Source organism: Microcoleus sp. LEGE 07076, assembly GCF_015207455.1.
Lineage (GTDB): Bacteria > Cyanobacteriota > Cyanobacteriia > Cyanobacteriales > Microcoleaceae > Microcoleus.
Map to the genome: position 1 here is coordinate 16,592 of NZ_JADEWV010000029.1, position 17,495 is coordinate 34,086.

General features: G+C 44.5%; 20 protein-coding genes. 7 read left to right on the plus strand and 13 right to left on the minus strand.

Features of this window, described 5'->3' with window-relative positions; genetic code table 11:
• Window positions 1-55 precede the first annotated feature (55 nt).
• Window positions 56-1,432: an AAA family ATPase gene (locus IQ270_RS07205; protein ID WP_193972560.1), complete on the minus strand. Its 1,377-nt coding sequence runs from the start codon at window positions 1,430-1,432 to the stop codon at window positions 56-58.
• A 554-nt stretch (window positions 1,433-1,986) separates the two neighbouring features.
• On the opposite strand from IQ270_RS07205, the gene IQ270_RS07210 reads away from it, so the two are divergent.
• Complete coding sequence (locus IQ270_RS07210; protein WP_228056141.1) at window positions 1,987-2,652, plus strand: GUN4 domain-containing protein; 666 nt, start codon at window positions 1,987-1,989, stop codon at window positions 2,650-2,652.
• Between the two features lie 101 nt (window positions 2,653-2,753).
• On the opposite strand, the gene IQ270_RS07215 is transcribed toward IQ270_RS07210, so the two are convergent.
• From IQ270_RS07215 to IQ270_RS07260, 10 genes are all read right to left on the minus strand, one after another.
• Window positions 2,754-2,981, minus strand: a complete 228-nt coding sequence (locus IQ270_RS07215) for a hypothetical protein (protein WP_193972562.1) — start codon at window positions 2,979-2,981, stop codon at window positions 2,754-2,756.
• A 116-nt stretch (window positions 2,982-3,097) separates the two neighbouring features.
• The gene (locus tag IQ270_RS07220) at window positions 3,098-3,352 is read right to left on the minus strand and encodes a hypothetical protein (RefSeq protein ID WP_193972563.1); all 255 of its coding nucleotides are present in this window, start codon (window positions 3,350-3,352) and stop codon (window positions 3,098-3,100) included.
• A complete protein-coding gene (locus IQ270_RS07225) occupies window positions 3,352-3,552 on the minus strand; it encodes a hypothetical protein (RefSeq protein WP_193972564.1) in 201 nt (66 codons plus the stop codon). Before IQ270_RS07225 ends, IQ270_RS07220 begins: the two co-directional genes overlap by 1 nt.
• A gap of 68 nt (window positions 3,553-3,620) precedes the next feature.
• Window positions 3,621-3,851, minus strand: coding sequence for a hypothetical protein (locus IQ270_RS07230; protein ID WP_193972565.1), 231 nt, complete (start codon window positions 3,849-3,851; stop codon window positions 3,621-3,623).
• Between the two features lie 101 nt (window positions 3,852-3,952).
• On the minus strand, window positions 3,953-4,213 hold the full coding sequence (locus tag IQ270_RS07235; protein WP_193972566.1) for a type II toxin-antitoxin system RelE/ParE family toxin: 261 nt from the start codon (window positions 4,211-4,213) through the stop codon (window positions 3,953-3,955).
• Window positions 4,213-4,428 carry a hypothetical protein gene (locus IQ270_RS07240; RefSeq protein WP_193972567.1) on the minus strand — a complete coding sequence of 72 codons (216 nt, stop codon included), beginning with the start codon at window positions 4,426-4,428 and terminating at the stop codon, window positions 4,213-4,215. The genes IQ270_RS07235 and IQ270_RS07240 overlap by 1 nt, the downstream gene beginning before the upstream one ends.
• 70 nt (window positions 4,429-4,498) lie before the next feature.
• Complete coding sequence (locus IQ270_RS07245; RefSeq protein WP_193972568.1) at window positions 4,499-4,714, minus strand: hypothetical protein; 216 nt, start codon at window positions 4,712-4,714, stop codon at window positions 4,499-4,501.
• 116 nt (window positions 4,715-4,830) lie between these two features.
• The gene (locus IQ270_RS07250) at window positions 4,831-5,127 is read right to left on the minus strand and encodes a type II toxin-antitoxin system RelE/ParE family toxin (RefSeq protein WP_193972569.1); all 297 of its coding nucleotides are present in this window, start codon (window positions 5,125-5,127) and stop codon (window positions 4,831-4,833) included.
• Window positions 5,102-5,332: a hypothetical protein gene (locus tag IQ270_RS07255; protein ID WP_193972570.1), complete on the minus strand. Its 231-nt coding sequence runs from the start codon at window positions 5,330-5,332 to the stop codon at window positions 5,102-5,104. Before IQ270_RS07255 ends, IQ270_RS07250 begins: the two co-directional genes overlap by 26 nt.
• Before the next feature lie 289 nt (window positions 5,333-5,621).
• A complete protein-coding gene (locus tag IQ270_RS07260) occupies window positions 5,622-6,800 on the minus strand; it encodes a glycosyltransferase family 2 protein (RefSeq protein WP_193972571.1) in 1,179 nt (392 codons plus the stop codon).
• 157 nt (window positions 6,801-6,957) lie between these two features.
• Between IQ270_RS07260 and IQ270_RS07265 the strand changes: the two genes are divergently transcribed.
• The 3 genes from IQ270_RS07265 to glcD are packed head-to-tail and all read left to right on the plus strand — an operon-like array spanning window position 6,958 to window position 9,727.
• Window positions 6,958-7,350, plus strand: coding sequence for a transporter (locus IQ270_RS07265; protein WP_193972572.1), 393 nt, complete (start codon window positions 6,958-6,960; stop codon window positions 7,348-7,350).
• Window positions 7,351-7,353: 3 nt separating this feature from the next.
• A complete protein-coding gene (locus IQ270_RS07270; protein ID WP_193972573.1) occupies window positions 7,354-8,238 on the plus strand; it encodes a DUF6671 family protein in 885 nt (294 codons plus the stop codon).
• Window positions 8,239-8,251: 13 nt separating this feature from the next.
• Entirely contained in the window at window positions 8,252-9,727 is a 1,476-nt protein-coding gene (gene glcD, locus IQ270_RS07275) for a glycolate oxidase subunit GlcD (protein ID WP_193972574.1), read from the plus strand.
• Between the two features lie 192 nt (window positions 9,728-9,919).
• On the opposite strand, the gene IQ270_RS07280 is transcribed toward glcD, so the two are convergent.
• On the minus strand, window positions 9,920-11,812 hold the full coding sequence (locus IQ270_RS07280) for a PAS domain S-box protein (RefSeq protein ID WP_193972575.1): 1,893 nt from the start codon (window positions 11,810-11,812) through the stop codon (window positions 9,920-9,922).
• A 591-nt stretch (window positions 11,813-12,403) separates the two neighbouring features.
• On the opposite strand from IQ270_RS07280, the gene purH reads away from it, so the two are divergent.
• Together purH and IQ270_RS07290 are read left to right on the plus strand one after the other, a co-directional pair.
• Window positions 12,404-13,948 carry a bifunctional phosphoribosylaminoimidazolecarboxamide formyltransferase/IMP cyclohydrolase gene (purH, locus tag IQ270_RS07285; protein WP_193972576.1) on the plus strand — a complete coding sequence of 515 codons (1,545 nt, stop codon included), beginning with the start codon at window positions 12,404-12,406 and terminating at the stop codon, window positions 13,946-13,948.
• A 338-nt stretch (window positions 13,949-14,286) separates the two neighbouring features.
• Window positions 14,287-15,216 (plus strand): 2OG-Fe(II) oxygenase, encoded by a 930-nt coding sequence (locus tag IQ270_RS07290; RefSeq protein WP_193972577.1) that lies wholly within the window; start codon window positions 14,287-14,289, stop codon window positions 15,214-15,216.
• A 193-nt stretch (window positions 15,217-15,409) separates the two neighbouring features.
• Here the strand turns inward: IQ270_RS07290 and IQ270_RS07295 are convergent, their stop codons facing one another.
• Window positions 15,410-16,891, minus strand: coding sequence for an ankyrin repeat domain-containing protein (locus IQ270_RS07295; protein WP_193972578.1), 1,482 nt, complete (start codon window positions 16,889-16,891; stop codon window positions 15,410-15,412).
• A 96-nt stretch (window positions 16,892-16,987) separates the two neighbouring features.
• Between IQ270_RS07295 and IQ270_RS07300 the strand changes: the two genes are divergently transcribed.
• The gene (locus tag IQ270_RS07300; RefSeq protein WP_193972579.1) at window positions 16,988-17,458 is read left to right on the plus strand and encodes a DUF4079 domain-containing protein; all 471 of its coding nucleotides are present in this window, start codon (window positions 16,988-16,990) and stop codon (window positions 17,456-17,458) included.
• Window positions 17,459-17,495 lie beyond the last annotated feature (37 nt).

Sequence of the window (17,495 nt, forward strand, 5' to 3'; positions counted from 1 at the left end):
AAATAAAGTCGGCGGTTGAAACCGCGTCTACAAAAACAAAGTCCGCCTACGCGGACTAAGAATACTGAGTTTTCACATACTGTTTTAACACAGGATTCAAACTAAACAAAGTTATCTTTTCCTCTTCTATTATATCCAATAAAAACCGATTTCCCAGAGATCGCACTGCATTAACTATTGCTGACGATGAATATGGTATTTTGTTAAAACACTCCGACACAGCAACGGGTTCAGCTTGATTAGCCAGATAAACCATCACGGCCAATTCTGCCGGAGTCAAACGCCCAAAAGGTTGAGATAATTGAAATTGCAGCGACTCATCTAAAATCGGCATTTCGCACTGCAAAAACTCCGAAACTCTACCGCCAAATAACTCTCGAATCAGCGTTGCAGTCAACTCCAACCACAGGGGATTTCCTTGATAAATATCAATCAATGTTTCCCATGTTTCCTCATCGGATAAGTTTTCCGATCTCAAAATCTCTTTAGCAGCTTCTCCCAAACTTCCCAATACAAAACATCGCACGGGACGATCCTCTTTTGATAATCTGGCTATTTCTCTGGGTTTTTCCCAACTATTCAATATCAAACAACTTTGATGACAGACATCGGCAATTAGTTTAAAAAATAACTGATAATCTTCATATCCAGTTTTATATTGTCCTGCGAGTTGTCCGCTGCTAAAAAGCATTTGCACGTCATCGAGGACAATCAGACAGCGATATTTTCGCAGGTAATCGAGGATTTGGGAAATTTTGGTTTCGATGTTTTGGGGAATTTCGGATGGTTGGGAAAAGATTTGCAGCAGGTTGGTGAGGGTTGCGTCTAGGGTGGGGGAAAAGCGGAGGCTGCGATAGATGACGTAATCGAATTGGGTTTTGATTTGGTCAATTAGGCGCAGGGAGAGGGTTGTTTTGCCGATTCCGCTGATTCCGAGGAGTGCGATTAGGCGTGTGCGATCGCCCGTTATCCAGTTTTCGAGGGTGGAGAGTTCAGAAGTGCGATCGAAAAAGGTGAATATTTCCGGTGCGTCGCCTAAGTCTATGTGGAGTTGTTTGGGAGTTTGTTGGGAGTTTTGGGGTTTTGTTAAACTTCTCGCCCTTTCTTGACAAATATTGACGTTATGATTAACTGTTCCATAATTTTCACCAATAGCTGATGAATGATTATAAAATTTCGCTCTCTCTAGTATTGCTCTAACATTTCCTTTACTAACTTCTTCGCCTAAGACATCTGATAGTATTTTCCATAACTCAGAAGCAGCAACCCTAACATAACCTTCGGTACAATCACGGTCTTGCGCTATTTTTGTTGCATATTTTCGACCTTGGAGGACTTCTTTTAGAATAGCTTCTTGCAGGTCGTCTAAGTGCTTCCCTGTTTTGGAAAAAACTTTGTCATCGGCAAATCTTAAGACTTCCTTAAGCTCCATAGACCGCGTTTAGGGTAATTTTTAGTTATTATAACTTATTTTTTATAACTTTTTAGATAACAAAATATAACATTTTCTAACGCGAGTGGATGGGCGATCGGGAAATGGGGTCGTTGTATGATTTTTGGGGTAGAGGTTGGTTGCACTGAGAGCGATCGTGCCACATCCGGGCTGGTCGATATTTCTGGCATTTGCGGAGTGTCTGGGGTCAGTCCCGACATTATCGGAGTCATCCTTTTACTATAGTGACGTTTAAGTGAGTAAGGTAACAAAAAATGGGTAAAAGAAATGAGGTTGGTGGGCCTGTATGTGGGCACTGCCAAAGCACCAAGATGAGTTACGTGCGGTCAAGAGTAATCAATAAATACACAGAAAGAGTTGTATATCAATGCCAGGATTGCAAACAAGAAACTGCCATTGATACCGATTCACCCCCATAAAAGTTTGACTGAGTGACCCTCACGCGCTAGTGGAAAGGATGGGATAGGGTGCAGGGGGCGATCGTTTCTTAAGCTCTCCGTTATACATAAAATATTTGTCGATAAGAATTGATAATGATGACATTAATTCTAATGGTAATTGTGATTGCCACTATTGCTTACTTTGTCTTAGTTAATAAAAAGGAAAATCAAACTCCTAGCCTTCCTAATCGTAATGAAATAAGATACCCGACTATTGATGAAAGTCAACTGAATGACGATCTGAGTTCAGCAGTAGGGATAGATTATCGAAACCTGCGGAAGTGTCTAGCAGTTAAAGATTTTGAATCCGCAAATAAGGAAACTAAATCTCTTTTTGAAAAAATTTCCTCTATAGACCTTGACCTAATGGATCCCGATCCTCAAAACAGGAAAATACCAAGAATTCCTTGCACAGATATATGTACTATAGACAGGCTGTGGGTCAAATACAGCGAAGGACGTTTTGGTTTTAGTGTTCAATTTATGATTTGGAGTGATATTTATCTTCGTCTTTACAATGAGAAAAAAGAATTTAACAGGCGAGAAAAAATTGAAAGTAGCGAGGACGAACTTGAATTTTCAGCTAATTTCGATGCCATGTATAAATTCTATAACATAATAGGATGGAACGATTCTGTCAATCGAATTTATCAAGAGTCAGCACCAGAGGGTCATTTGCCCTCCCTATTTTGGCATCATCCATTTCATTACCGTACTATGGTAGGCGTGTTTCATCGACTTATGAGCTGTCGTAAGTAGAAAAAAAGATACCTAGGCTCAGTCAACACATCGCCCAACTTAATCAAATGGATTCAACATTCTTAACCCATCAACGCGCTTAAAATCCTCAGCATTGCGAGTTACCAAGACACTTCTCTAAGTTGCAACTGGAATTCCAAAGCATCCACACGATACGGCAAAAAACCTCGCCATCTCTTGAGATTTTTCCTGGGCAATCTTTGACTGCTATCCTGAGTCTCGGTTGTTTCCCGATCGCGAATCAATGCTGACAATACTTCTAAAAGCTGCTGTTGCTCGTCAGGAGTGAGACTTTGAGCCTGACTCAGTACCTCGTTATAAGTAGACATAGGCTTTATGTTGAGATTTTTTGGCTGATTGTTATTATAGCAATTTAGGAACTAGGGAAATGCGATCGCCCGTTTCTTCCCAAGTACGCCCTTATTTTCCCAAAGTACGATCGCCCTTACTTTCCTATCAGCCGATCGTACTCTGCGTGCGTACCAATCCAAAACCACAAAATACCTGTTTCAATTTCCACACCCAAGGCGCGATAAGCCTGTCCAGCCCTTACAGACCAATACTTACCAACTTTCTTAAAATGTAAAGAAGGATGAGACGGATCGACCCTCAGCAACTCATAACACTGATCTGCTGTAGCCTGTACCGTTGAGGGTAAAGCGTTATAACAGTCCCAAAATTTTCGAGTAGTATAGTGCATTAAATCTCTCGATAGTTACCACTCTCAAAATCGGCGATCGCTTCTCCTGCTAAAGCATCCAGTTTACCCTTAGCAATATCTTTCTCTAGCTGAATATCCCATCGTTGGTAATCCAAATTCAAAAACCACTCTAACAACTCTCCAATTTCGTTCGGCGGAAGTTCGAGAATCGCATTTTCTATCTGTTCTACAGTCAACATAGGCTGTCTTAGATTACACTTTATTTCGCTGATTTTATCGTAGCACTGCGATCGAAGTGATTGAGATATTACTCATCCCATTCTTCTCTTAGCTGCAACTGGAATTCCAAAGCATCCACACGCTTCGGTAAAAAACCGCGCCATCTCTTTAAATTTTTCCTGGGCCATCTTTGACTGCTATCCTGAGTCTCGGTTGTTTCCCGCTGACGAATCAATGCTGACAAAAATTCTAAAAGTTGCTGTTGCTCTTCAAGAGTGAGACTTTGAGCCTGACTTAGTACCTCGCTATAAGTAGACATAGGCTTTATGTTGAGATTTTTGGGCTGATTGTCATTATAGCAATTTAGGAGCGAGGGAAATGCGATCGCCCTTATCTTCCCAAAGCGCGATCGCCCTTCAGTTAATCATAAATTTCTATCCGGTGTCCAATCTGGTGAATAGTAATCACCTTTAAATCATCATTAAAAGAATAAATTACCCGATAATCACCCACTCTTAACTTAAAGAAACCTGCCAGATTAGCCGACAAAGGCATAGGAGTAATTTGTTCAAAATTTTCCGCCAACCAATTGATTTTATTACCTATACGATCCTGCACAGTCTGAGTCAATCTTTCTTGGTTAACCAGAGCTTCTGCTGTGAAATCAACCGAATAGCTCATTACGCTTTTATGCCGAGTTTTTGATAAACTTCCTCAGCTTCAATGCTGCTTTCTCCTGCTTGCTTGCGCTTCATTGACGCTAACAATTTCAGCTTGACTTCTTCCTTAATTTCTAAACCTGCATCAGGATCGCCCAAATATTCTTCTAAGCACTGTTCAACGGTGTGCCGAATCAAGTCCCGCAGTTGCTCAACTGTCATATCTTTGACTTGCATCTTAATCTCCTAGTTTGTGGGATTATCAATAAATAATAGCAAATTTAGTAAAGTTGTCGCTGTAACTTAACTATCCATTCCATGAATTTCGTTCCTGATTCACATATTCTTGAGCATCAATCCCATGCCAAGTTTCCTCACCCAACCCTTCTAATTCTAAAATACTCCGCTTAGGTTTAGGCCCAAATCGGTGACGAACATATACTAATAATTCAGAGATGAGTCGCAGTTGCTCATCTGGTGCAAGTTTTAAAACCTGAGTCAGTACCGCGCTGTAAGTAGACATAGATTATTCATTAAGATTTTTGGGATGATTGTCATTATAGCAATTTAGAAGCGAGGGAAATGTGTGAAGCGCAGCTATCCCGTAGGGAATCGCCCTTATCTTCCCTGCATTGCGCCCTAATACACTTCACGACGATGAGCGATCACAGTCACAACCACCCGCTTTTGCTCATCATCAATGTCATAAACAACCCCATAATCTCCAACGGGATAGCGATAGTATCCAGCTAAGTCGCCTTTGAGTTGCTTAATATTTGGATGACTGCGAGGGTCAGTTTTCAACATCTCAAAACATCGATCTAGCTTGCGTTGTAAAGAAGCTGATCCTTCTTCAAAAAACTCCTGAGCATCAAAGCTAAGAACGACTGAATAAAACTTTAGATTTTCATCAGTATTTTCGTTTGAGTTGCTCAACGGTCGTCACCTTACCTGCTGCTACATCTTTTTGGGCTTTGTTAAATGCTTCAACAAAACCGGGAATTTTCAATAATTCTTTCGTAGCTTCATTGCTTTCACGTTCTGCTAAATAAGCTAAGAAATCAGCAGCAACGAGCAGCCGTTCAGGAGATAAGCGATCTATGGATTCCTTGAGGTTCTGGCGAAGTTCTTGAGTTTTCATAGTTCATAGCTATTGAAAATTATTAGAGCTACCTGCTCTATCATACCAGATATAGCAATCCTAAATGATTTTCAATAACTGGTTCCCAGGCTCTACCTGGGAACCGATGTCAGCGAGGCTCTGCCTCGCCTGCGAAAATGGAGGCAGAGCCTCGCCTATCTGCGTTACCAGGCTCTTCCTGGTAACGAGTAACGAGTATAATCATTTAGGATTGCTATAGTCGGAAATTTCGCTCGTGCGATCGCCATTTTATCCCCCAAAGTCCGCACCAGCTATCCCAAAGTGCACCCTACTTTCGCTTTAATCTCAGCACGCTGAGAAAAAAGCTCGACAAAATCATCTGCAAACCGACAGTCAGGCAAGTAAGCGAGGGAATAACCAAACGCAAAGTTTTAGAAGGATCGAGAGTACCGAAAGCAGTTTCGCTCCAGATAGTTAAGGAGAATATAGAGCCAAATATTCCAATTAATATGAGTATAAATCCGACAATCAATCCTGTTTCTAGAGTGAAGTAGCGAAATATTTTGTTGACTTTGGGGTCTGCGGGCAGCAATTTTTCACTGATCGCAAAAACTTTGGTTAAAAATGCGAATGTTACTGCTTGAAAACCGATGATAATTGCGATCGCCCCATAAAGTAGCGTGTGTACATCAAAGTTGATACTTCCCACCTTTCTGCTGCCCGGTAACAGCCAAACGACGATAATTAAACCCCAAATCATCAGCGCCACACCCGGATACAAAAACAGCCAGCGAGGGCTGTAAAGCAACAAAAATCGCAGGTGCCGCCAGCCATCTCGCCAAGTTCGCAAGTGCGGCGGGCGCGAGCGCCCGTCGGGAGAGAGTACCGTTGGGACTTCAGCGATGTTCAACTTGTACAGAGAGGCTTTGACGACCATTTCGCTAGCAAATTCCATACCCGTTGTTTGCAAGTCGAGTTTCAAAATTGAGTCTCTCCTAAAACCCCGCAATCCGCAGTGAAAATCGCCGGCGGGACTTGCAAAGAATAACCGCCCAACCCATGTCAGCACCGGATTTCCTAAATATTTGTGCAGCGGCGGCATTGCACCCGGTTTGATGCCTCCTTGAAAGCGGTTTCCCATGACTAAATCGCAGCCTCCCCGCAATTTTTCGACAAAAGCACCGAGGTTGGAAAAGTCGTAGCTGTCGTCAGCGTCGCCCATGATAATATAAACTCCGCGCGCTGCTAGAATGCCTCCCATCAGGGCGGTGCCGTAACCTTTGGCTGCTACGGGCACGACTCGGGCACCCATTCTGCTAGCAATATCTTGAGAACCGTCAGTGCTGCAGTTGTCTGCTATGATGACCTCGCCGACAATATCCATTTGGCGCAGGGACTTCTGTGCCTTCTCGATGCAAATTTCTAAAGTTTCTGCTTCGTTGAGGCAGGGCATGAGTATCGATAGTTCGAGAGTGTTTTCCCCGCTTCCTTTGGTCTGTTCTGCCATTTGTTTTTTCCGCTATCGATCGCGATCGACAATAGTTTATTTTCCAGGATCTATGCTTAAAATATTAGTGGCGAATAAAACCTAACAAAACTTTATTAAAGTTTTGTTAGGTTTTGGGGGACGGCAATTTTTGATTGTACTATAGGTTAGTAAAGTTATGAATAGAAGCGTTTTTCTGTTATTGCTTGCGGCAATTTTGTGCGGTGTCGCAGGTCAATTCTGTCTCAAGGCAGGAGCTAAAATATTAGGGCCTATTGGCGCTGCTAATTTAATGGAAAAAGTCTTAGCAATGGCCACTCAGCCTTTGATAGTAGGCGGTCTTTCTTTGTATGCAGTTTCTTCGATCGGCTTTATAGTAGTTCTGTCCCGGGCAAACCTTAGCATAGTCTCGCCTTTATTGTCAATTAGTTACCTGTTTACTGTTTTGGGCGGCAAACTTATATTTAACGAGCCTTTGCCGCCGCTGCGGTTGGTAGGCGTGGGGCTGATTATGACTGGAGTAATTTTTGTACTCAGAGGTCAAGCTGCGGGAGTGACGGGAGGAAGCTAACCGATGTCTAATTTTGCAGATTCTGTGAATTCACATAACTTATTAATAAATCGCACCGCAGTTCTTGCTACAATGCACCAAAAAGAACGGGTGATGGCTCCAATTTTGGAACGAGAATTGGGCGTAAATATTCTAGTACCTGCCGAGCTTGACACTGACGCATTCGGCACTTTTACCAGAGAAGTTAAACGCTTAGGAACTCAAATAGAAGCCGCCCGCCAGAAAGCCGAAAAAGCTCTAGAAATGGCGGGGGAAACTCTTGCCTTTGCCAGCGAAGGCACTTTCGGCCCTCACCCAATGATGCCGTATCTGCCAGCTAATCGAGAAATCGTAATTTTATTAGATCGAGCCAACAATCTCGAAATTATCGGCGAATCATTGTCTGTAGAAACTAATTACAGTCACCAGTTAGTTGCCACTATAGAAGAAGCAGATGATTTTGCAAAAAAAGCTGGGTTTCCCGCACACGGACTGGTGGTTGTAGTTGGCGATGCTGCTAACGGTAAAGGGGAAATTGTCAAGGGCATTGCGACCGAAAAAAACCTTTTTGACGCTGTGACAGCAGGCTTAAAAAAAGCTTCAACCGGTCGAGTTCACATCGAAACAGATATGCGGGCGATGTACAATCCCACTCGGATGAAAAATATTGAAAATGCAACTCTCGATTTAGTTAAAAAATTCCAGCAATTGTGCCCGGAGTGCGGTTGGCCGGGATTCGAGATTGCCCAGAGGAAAATCGGGTTGCCCTGCGGACTTTGCTATTTTCCGACTCAGCTCGTGCGATCGACAATTTATAAATGCAAAAACTGCGGTTATACTAAAGAAGAACTGTTTCCCGACAATCGAGAGACTGCCGATCCAGCTCAGTGTCAGTATTGCAACCCTTAAAATTAAGTTACTAATGATAGCCGTAGCAACCGAACGCAACTGGAAACCCGTTATTAAAGAATTTGAAACCGTAGTCGGCAAAAACGGTGTCGTGCAGCGCCGCGAAGAATTGATTGTCTACGAGTGCGACGGGCTCGCCAGCTACCGCCAGCGCCCCGCTGTGGTGGTGTTACCGCGAACTACCGAAGAAGTGGCAAATGTGGTAAAAATCTGCGATCGCAATTCCATTCCCTGGGTAGCTAGAGGCGCCGGCACCGGGCTTTCCGGCGGCGCTTTACCAGTCGAAAACTGCGTGCTGATTGTCACAGCCCTGATGCGAAAAATCCTGAAAGTAGACTTAGAAAATCAGCAAGTTGTCGTACAACCGGGAGTAATTAACAACTGGGTAACGCAAGCAGTTAGCGGTGCCGGTTTCTACTACGCACCCGATCCTTCCAGTCAAATTATTTGTTCGATTGGCGGCAACGTTGCCGAAAATTCTGGTGGCGTTCACTGCCTCAAATACGGAGTTACAACCAACCACGTTTTAGGATTAAAATTGGTAATTCCCGACGGTTCCATTGTCGATGTCGGCGGCGAAATTCCCGAAATGCCAGGTTATGATTTAACAGGTGTATTTGTCGGTTCCGAAGGCACTTTAGGCATCGCCACAGAAGTTACTTTGCGAATCCTGAAAGCGCCGGAATCGATTTGCGTTTTGTTGGCAGATTTTGCCAGTATCGAAGCAGCGGGCGAATCGGTTTCCGATATTATCAGCGCTGGCATTATTCCCGGCGGCATGGAAATCATGGACAATATCAGCATCAATGCTGTAGAAGATGTAGTAGCAACTGGTTGTTATCCCCGCGATGCGGCGGCAATTCTACTCGTAGAAATCGACGGTTTAGAAGTGGAAGTTGCCACAAACAAACAGCGAATTGCTGATATTTGCAAGCAAAATGGAGCGCGAAATATCACGACGGCTCACGATCCGGAAACGCGGATGAAAATTTGGAAAGGGCGGAAAGCTGCTTTTGCGGCGGCGGGTCATCTCAGCCCGGATTATTACGTGCAAGACGGCGTAATTCCGCGCACGCAAATGGCTTATGTTTTGAAGGAAATTGAGGGTTTGAGCGAGAAATACGGCTATCGGATTGCGAACGTATTTCACGCGGGAGATGGGAATTTGCACCCGCTGATTCTGTACGATAACTCGGTAAAAGGTGCGCTGGAAAAAGTGGAGGAATTGGGCGGGGAAATTCTGAGGCTGTGCGTAAAAGTTGGGGGAAGTCTTTCGGGGGAACACGGGATTGGTGCGGACAAGAAGTGTTTTATGCCGGATATGTTTTCGGAGGTAGATTTGGAGACGATGCAGTGGGTGCGTCAGGTGTTTAATCCGAAAGGTTTGGCGAATCCTGGGAAGATGTTTCCGACACCGAAGACTTGCGGGGAAGCGGCGAGGGCTAAGGTTGAAACTATGAAAAAGTTGGAGGGTGCGGAGGTTTTTTAATTCCCCAGATGCAGACGGCGGTTGAAACCGCGTCTATACAAACGATGTCCGCCGACGCGGACTGAAGATGGTAACATAATTTTCATCGGCTACTCTTCTCTTCAACGCGCGGAGGCGGGTTTTGCCTGTGTAGCCGCGCTTTCAACCGCCGTTTGCTGCATCTACAAACAATTTTTATTATGGCTAACTACACTAATGTGCGATCGGCATTTTGATACTAAATTCCGTGCCCTTGCCCAATTCCGAAGTACAATATAATTCGCCTTGGTGTTTTTCTACAATAATTTGATAACTAATTGACAAACCCATTCCCGTGCCTTTACCAATCGGTTTCGTAGTAAAAAATGTATCGAATATGCGCTGCTTGACTTCCTCACTGATTCCCGGGCCGTTGTCGGAAATTTTGATTTCTACAAAATTGCCGACAACTTCTGTGCAAATTCTAATTAGACTGGGATTGTCTCGCATTTCTTGAAAAGTTCGCTGAGTATTCCCATCACTTAAAGCATCGATCGCATTGCTGAGAATATTCATGAAAACTTGATTTATCGGTCCCGGAAAACACTCTACAAGCGGTAATTTACCGTATTGTTTGACAATGAGAATAGGTGGCATTTCGCCGTTTCCTTTCAAACGGTGATTGAGAATTAGCAGCGTGCTGTCAATACCTTCGTGGAGGTTAACAGGTTTCATCTGTGAATCGTCGTGCCGCGAAAAGTTCCGCAGCGACTGCACAATCTGGCAAATCCGCTCGACGCCAAGGTTCATTGAAGACAGGATTCTGGGTAAATCTTCAGCTAAAAAATCGAGTTCGTTATCTTCTCTTTCCTGTTGAATCTCCGCGACTGGATTGGGATAGTGCTGTTGGTAAAGTTCGAGGTGGTGAAACAAGTCTTGAGTATAATTTGTGACGTGAGCGAGATTGCCGTAAATGAAGCTGACGGGGTTGTTGATTTCGTGAGCTACTCCGGCAATTAGCAATCCCAAGCTCGACAATTTTTCGCTTTGAACTAATTGGGAATGAGTGGCTTTTAGTTCGTCTAACGCTGCTGCTAGTTGAGCTGCTTGTTCTCTGCTTTGTGCTTCGGAATTATGCAATGCTTGTTGGGCTTGTTTGCGATCGGTTATGTCTCTCTGTACGCCGATGAAATGAGTGAGTTTTCCCGTTCTGTCGCGGACTGGAGATATTGACAAATCATTCCAAAAAACGGTTCCGTCTTGGCGGTAATTTTTTAATATTACCTGACATTCGCTTTCTGTTTGCAAGGCTTGGCGGATGGTTTTTAGCGCATCGGAGTCTGTATCGCTTCCTTGCAAAAATCGGCAGTTTTTACCGATAATTTGTTGTAGCCGATAACCTGTCATGCTTTCAAATGCTGGATTGCAATAAATAATTGGATGTTCTGGGTTAGTTGCGTCAGAGACGACAATTCCGGTGCTGGTAGCTGCCATAGCCCGATCGTATAACCAAAGCATTTCTTCTGCGCGCTTGCGATCGGTAATGTCCCGTAGCGTCGCTAAATAAGCCATTTCTCCTTCCCATTCCGTTTCCACCAGCCGCATTTCTACTAAAGCATTTGCTTTGTGTTTGCGAATAGCTGCAACTTCTGTTTTGACGACGCGAATTTCGGCTGTATCTGTTTCTCCAACTTGGGGAATAATATCCGTCTCCATCTCAATTTCGCAAGCTGAACCTTCTACTACTAAATTGCCAAAAAATGCTTGACCTAAAAGTTCCTCTGCTTTGCAGTCAAACAGGGCTTCTGCTGACGGATTGGCAAAACAGACAAGCCCTTGCTTGTTGACGATTGCGATGCCGTCGGCGTTTTTGGTGATGGCATTCCGAAACCGAGATTCGCTAGCTTTCAAATCCTGCTTTAGCTGTTCCATTGCTTGTTGCATCTGCTGCATTTCGCACAAACTAAGACTGTAAGCTTCTGCAACCTCGGCCTGTGTCGATTTCTCTGTTGATTTTTCTGGCATATTTTGACAGTTTGTTCGATCGGTGATGTTTTTAGCAGTTTTTTTCTGGGGACTGCTCATATTACTGAGCTTATTTTCTGAATCTGCTTGTTGAAAAAACATATTTTTACCCTATCCAATTATTTTTTTTATTAAAGTGTTGATATCGTTTTATTTTCTTCCCTGTTTAGGGAGTGAACAATTTATAACCGATGCTAGCACATTAGTTTTATAATTCATCCTAAAATATGATTAAGATTTTAGAGCGATCGCCATCGAATTATCTATTACACTTGACTAAGTAATTTCAACAGCACCGACACTTGTGTAGGGAGACGGACTGTGAAGGCGAGAGATGTCTTGAATCCCCCTCGCAGCGGACAAAATAACACTTGTGGCGCGCCAGTTATAAATATTTACAATAAATTGCCAAGTATAAATTATTATCTGATTCAAAAAAAAGACGCTGCCAACTAGCAAACTCATGTTTAAACAAAATAATCATAGTTACCAATTACCAAATCATATCAAATCCTCTGTTCATCAGAATAGTAAATTCTAGTTCACTGTTGACGGTTGAGGGTTGACAGTGAACAGTCAACAGTGAACAGTCAACATCACCTGACGGTGTAACGGGAAATGATATCATGTCCCTGCCGACAGATTTGATATAGAATGTAACCTGTCTATTTTTGCGATCGCAATTTCAAACCAATGGCACGTCTAGCACTTCTGAGCGTATCCAATAAAACCGGGCTAATCGACTTAGCGCGCAGTTTAGTAGAAGAATTTGAATTTGACATAATTAGTAGCGGCGGGACAGCAAGCGCCCTCAAACAAGCTGGCATCCCTGTCACGAAAGTTGCGGAATATACTGGTTCTCCCGAAATTTTGGGAGGGCGAGTCAAAACACTTCACCCGCGAATCCACGGCGGTATTTTAGCGCGCCGCGATGTAGCACAAGATATCGCAGATTTAAGCGAAAATCAAATTCGGGCGATCGATTTAGTTGTAGTCAATTTGTATCCGTTTGAACAGACAATTGCGAAACCGGGAGTAACTGTAGCAGAGGCGATCGAGCAGATAGATATCGGCGGGCCGGCAATGCTGAGAGCTTCAGCCAAAAACCACGCTCATCTGACAGTTTTGTGCAATCCCGAACAGTACAATACTTATTTAGCAGAATTGCGGGAAAACGGCGGGGAAGCCTCTTTAAAATTCCGGGAAAAGTGCGCGCTGGAAACCTTCAAACATACAGCAAATTACGATCGCGCGATCGCCAATTATCTCAGCAGCCAATCCGAGCCAGAATCGAAGCTACCAGAAGATTTTAGCGTATCGGGAACAAAGCTGCAAACACTCCGCTACGGCGAAAATCCCCACCAAGCCGCCACCTGGTATCAAAGCGGAAGTGCACCGACAGGCTGGACGACTAGCACTATCCTGCAAGGCAAAGAATTAAGCTACAATAATTTAGTAGATTTAGAAGCAGCAAGGCGGCTAATTGTAGAATTTCCCGAGACTCCCGCCGCCGCTATTCTCAAGCATACGAATCCTTGCGGTACAGCCTTGGGAACAACTATTTGCGAAGCGTATCAAAAAGCCTTCGACACCGATTCTGTCTCAGCTTTCGGTGGAATAGTCGCCCTCAACCGCCCGATTGATGCTGCTACTGCAACGGCGCTAACTCAAACATTTTTAGAATGTATTGTCGCGCCGGGGTGCGAACCGGAAGCAGAAGAAATTATCAAGAAAAAAGCGAAAGTTAGAGTCTTGATTTTGCCGGATTTGACTCAAGGGCCGCCGCAAACTGTTAAAATTATTGCAGGCGGTTTGCTGGTGCAAGAGTCAGACAATGTAGTAGAAGAAACTAGCAATTGGCGCGCAGTTACACAGAAGCAGCCGACTGCGGGAGAGTTGGAAGAATTGCTGTTTGCTTGGAAAGTAGCGAAACACGTTAAATCAAATGCGATCGTTGTGACGCGCGATCGCACTACAATCGGTATCGGCGCGGGACAAATGAACCGCGTCGGATCGGTTAAACTAGCACTCGAACAAGCAGGAGAGAAGAGTAAAGGAGCGATTTTGGCTAGCGACGGCTTTTTCCCCTTCGACGATTCCGTAAAAACGGCGGCCCAGGCGGGGATAATTGCGATCGTCCAACCGGGAGGTAGTATGCGCGATAAAGATTCGATCGCAGCAGCCAACCAACTCGGAATTACCATGATGTTCACCGATATCCGCCACTTTTTGCATTAGGAATAATGCCTAGCAATTTTTAATTGTGTAGCCTGTTATAGGGATATAATAGTGTTCGCGGGTGTCAACTTAAGTCTAAAATTCTTTGTATCTCTCCTTGGTATCCGAGTCGAGATCCCCCTCGCATCCTCCTGGTTGTAGGGGGACTTTGAGAATACTCTTATCCCCCATTAAGACGGGAGACTTTGACAATACTCTTGTCCCCCTCTTTACAAGGGGAACTGTGACACTCTTGTCCCCCCCTTAAGAAGGGGGGCTAGGGGGGATCGAGAAGACTGTGACACCAATCAAAACTGTTATATCCCTAACGAATTCCCCGTTGCGTCCTTAAAAAAATTATGACTTACACTCAACAGCAAATTAAACCCCAAGACGTAAAAGTTAAAATCTTACTCACCGGCGGACATCAGTGCACCGTAATTCTCAAATCCGATACACCATTATTGCACAACCTTGTCAAAACATTAGTCGATCGCACCCAAGCAACAGTAGGTTTTTCCACCTTATTTCAAATCCCCATAGACGACGGGCGTTCCGCCCTTTCCTTTCCCAGCGAACACCTAGTCGGATTAGTCACTGAGCCCCCAATTTACTTGCAGCAACTGCAACCGCAGCAGCCAGCAACTCCCGCCGAAATTCCGGCAGAAATTCCCGCTTCTTTGCAGCCTGTAAATGACGAATTAATATCTCGCTACGCCCAAATAGACAACTTTTTGACACCAGCCGAAAAGAACAAACTAATTAAATATATTTTAGCAAAAGAATCAGAATTCGTGAGTACCAGCACTTCCACAAATGCCGAAGATTACCGCCGTTCGATGGTACTCCACTCATTCCCCGAATTTTCAACACTGATCGTGAATCGCATCAAAGGAATTCTCCCCGACGTGCTGCGAAAATTAAATATCTCATCATTGCCGCTTGGTGATATAGAAGCTCAGCTAACCATGCACAATGACAACAACTTTTATAAACTGCACAACGACAGCGGCTCACCGGATACCGCCAGCAGATTTTTTACTTACGTTTATTATTTCAATCGAGAACCCAAGGCTTTTTCAGGTGGCGAGTTGCAGATTTACGATAGCAAAGTCGAGAACAATTTTTATGTAGCGGCCGAGACATTCAGAACTGTCGAACCTCGCAATAACAGCATCGTATTTTTTCTAAGCCGCTATATGCACGAAGTTTTGCCAGTTAGGTGTCCCTCGAAAGCTTTTGCTGACAGTCGCTTTACTATTAACGGCTGGGTGCGAAAAGCGGATTGAGATGAGATTTGCGGGTTAAGTCGCATATCCCAAAGCCGGATACGATATTACCCAAGATAAAAGGGCGGTTGAAACCGCGTCTACAAAAACACTCACGCGCCTCCGCGGGTTGAAGAATGAACGGTTAACATTACGTTTTTTTCTGGACACGGCATTTTCTTCAGTAGCACTCAATCGAAAATTGAAAATCTTATTACTCTTGTGCTCCGGCATTTTTGAGCAATTTCACCACAGTGGAATAACCTTTAAACTCAGCCAGCATTAAAGCTGTATAATTGCCGGGATTCTTGTGATTTAGTTCTGCACCAGCGGCGATTAAAATCTTGACTGCATCAGCATAACCCCGATGGGCGGCCCACATTAAAGCAGTTGCGCCGGATTCATCCAGCAAGTTGACATCCGCGCCTTTTTCGACTAATAATTGGACGATCGCCAAATAACCGCGATCGCACGCCTTCATTAAAGCCGTCTTCCCCAAATCTGCCGGCACATTTGCATCAGCACCCCCGTCGAGCAAAACCTTCACCGTCTCAGTATGTCCGTGAAAAGCAGCCAGCGTCAAAGCCGTCTCCCCAAAGTTTTTAGCATTCAGAAAATCAGCCTGATTTGTGTTGACTTTTTGCAGCAAAGTCGATAGGATATTACTGTGACCGTGAACAGCAGCCACCAGCAAAGGCGTATCGCCCAACCGATTTCTCGCTCCGACAGTAGCCCCCCGGTTTAAGAGTAATTCCACCACATCTTCGCAGCCTTCAACCACCGCAAAATTCAACGCAGTTTCATCATCTCTGTCCTTAGCGTTGATATCCGCGCCAGCATCAAGTAAGATACGGGCGATCGGCAAATTTCCCCCAGCAGCCGCCGCCATCAAAGCCGTGCCCCCATCTCCATTTTTCACATTCGCATCAGCACCCGCACCCAGCAAAGCCCGCACCGCATCAATATTGCCTAAATCCGCAGCCAAAGTCAAAGCAGTTTCGCCATCTTTGTCGCGAATTTCCACATTAGCACCATCCGCCAACAGCACCTCGACAACCGCCAAATTGCCCGCAGTTGCAGCCTGCATCAAAGCGGTTTTGCTCTCAATATTTTTAACATTAACATCCGCACCGCGATCGAGCAAAATTCGCACAATTTCAGCGCGACCTTGACTAACAGCTAAAAATAGCAGAGAATTGTCAGCAACAGCACCCGCACCAGCCAAAGCTTTCACAACAGCTTCGCAACCCGATAAAACCGCTATTTTCAGAGCAAAATCTCCATCTTTATCTCGGACATTCACATCAGCCTCAGCATCCAGTAAAAGCCGGACAACATTAACATCGTCTTTGAGAGAAGCCGCCATCAAAGCCGTACTTCCATCATCATTTTTAGCATCAACATCAGCACCCGCAGCCAACAACAGCCGCATAACATCAGCCTGTTTGTGAGCAGCGGCCAGCATCAAAGCCGTCAGCCCAAAACGCCTGCTTGCGAGGTTGACATTAGCGTCATTGTTTAGTAAAGTACGCACGATTTCCGTAGAGCCCTTTTGGGCGGCAAACATCAAAGCCGTCGTCCCCTCAGAGTCTTTGGCATTAGCGTCAACGCCTTTAGCGAGTAAAGCTTGGACGTGAATAATGTTGCCAGTCTTGGCCGCTTGAATCAATACAGCGTCTTGTTTAGTGGCAGGCATAATAGTGTCTCGTTCTGTATGTTTTTACCATCACATGAGAAGGACTTACTGGTATACTAAGTTTTATGAAGTATGTTTGCTAATCCTGAGAACACCATGAACCTCGAAATTCCGCAGTCAGTGAAAGTTTGGAGCCAATTCTTCCACCCAGTGTTAATGTGGGTATTGCTAGCAATCTCCTTTTATGCTTTGTATCTCGGCCTGCAAATCCGCCGGACTAGAAGTGCCGAAGGCGAAGTCAAAAAAGAGTTAATTAAGGGCAAATTTAACATTAAACACCACCAGATGGGCTCTTTGCTGCTAGCCTTGATGGTAACGGGGGCGATCGGCGGAATGGCCGTCACCTACATCAACAACGGCAAGCTATTTGTCGCCCCGCACTTAGTAGCTGGGTTGGGAATGACGGTAATAATTGCCATTTCCGCCTCGCTAACTCCTTTGATGCAAAAAGGCAACGATTTTGCCAGATACACTCACATCGTTCTCAATGTGGCGCTATTGGGGCTGTTTGGCTGGCAAGCAGTAACAGGCGTAGAAATCGTGCAGAGAATTATCAGCAAAATGTGATGATTTGCGTAAAATTGCTAATTGCTAATTGCTTTGA

Bases quoted from the DNA above. Each gene is read 5' to 3' on its own strand.
- IQ270_RS07205 (WP_193972560.1), bottom strand. From the start codon at position 1,432: ATGGAGCTTAAGGAAGTCTTAAGATTTGCCGATGACAAAGTTTTTTCC.
- IQ270_RS07210 (WP_228056141.1), top strand. From the start codon at position 1,987: ATGATGACATTAATTCTAATGGTAATTGTGATTGCCACTATTGCTTAC.
- IQ270_RS07215 (WP_193972562.1), bottom strand. From the start codon at position 2,981: ATGTCTACTTATAACGAGGTACTGAGTCAGGCTCAAAGTCTCACTCCT.
- IQ270_RS07220 (WP_193972563.1), bottom strand. From the start codon at position 3,352: ATGCACTATACTACTCGAAAATTTTGGGACTGTTATAACGCTTTACCC.
- IQ270_RS07225 (WP_193972564.1), bottom strand. From the start codon at position 3,552: ATGTTGACTGTAGAACAGATAGAAAATGCGATTCTCGAACTTCCGCCG.
- IQ270_RS07230 (WP_193972565.1), bottom strand. From the start codon at position 3,851: ATGTCTACTTATAGCGAGGTACTAAGTCAGGCTCAAAGTCTCACTCTT.
- IQ270_RS07235 (WP_193972566.1), bottom strand. From the start codon at position 4,213: ATGAGCTATTCGGTTGATTTCACAGCAGAAGCTCTGGTTAACCAAGAA.
- IQ270_RS07240 (WP_193972567.1), bottom strand. From the start codon at position 4,428: ATGCAAGTCAAAGATATGACAGTTGAGCAACTGCGGGACTTGATTCGG.
- IQ270_RS07245 (WP_193972568.1), bottom strand. From the start codon at position 4,714: ATGTCTACTTACAGCGCGGTACTGACTCAGGTTTTAAAACTTGCACCA.
- IQ270_RS07255 (WP_193972570.1), bottom strand. From the start codon at position 5,332: ATGAAAACTCAAGAACTTCGCCAGAACCTCAAGGAATCCATAGATCGC.
- IQ270_RS07260 (WP_193972571.1), bottom strand. From the start codon at position 6,800: ATGGCAGAACAGACCAAAGGAAGCGGGGAAAACACTCTCGAACTATCG.
- IQ270_RS07265 (WP_193972572.1), top strand. From the start codon at position 6,958: ATGAATAGAAGCGTTTTTCTGTTATTGCTTGCGGCAATTTTGTGCGGT.
- IQ270_RS07270 (WP_193972573.1), top strand. From the start codon at position 7,354: ATGTCTAATTTTGCAGATTCTGTGAATTCACATAACTTATTAATAAAT.
- glcD (WP_193972574.1), top strand. From the start codon at position 8,252: ATGATAGCCGTAGCAACCGAACGCAACTGGAAACCCGTTATTAAAGAA.
- IQ270_RS07280 (WP_193972575.1), bottom strand. From the start codon at position 11,812: ATGTTTTTTCAACAAGCAGATTCAGAAAATAAGCTCAGTAATATGAGC.
- purH (WP_193972576.1), top strand. From the start codon at position 12,404: ATGGCACGTCTAGCACTTCTGAGCGTATCCAATAAAACCGGGCTAATC.
- IQ270_RS07290 (WP_193972577.1), top strand. From the start codon at position 14,287: ATGACTTACACTCAACAGCAAATTAAACCCCAAGACGTAAAAGTTAAA.
- IQ270_RS07295 (WP_193972578.1), bottom strand. From the start codon at position 16,891: ATGCCTGCCACTAAACAAGACGCTGTATTGATTCAAGCGGCCAAGACT.
- IQ270_RS07300 (WP_193972579.1), top strand. From the start codon at position 16,988: ATGAACCTCGAAATTCCGCAGTCAGTGAAAGTTTGGAGCCAATTCTTC.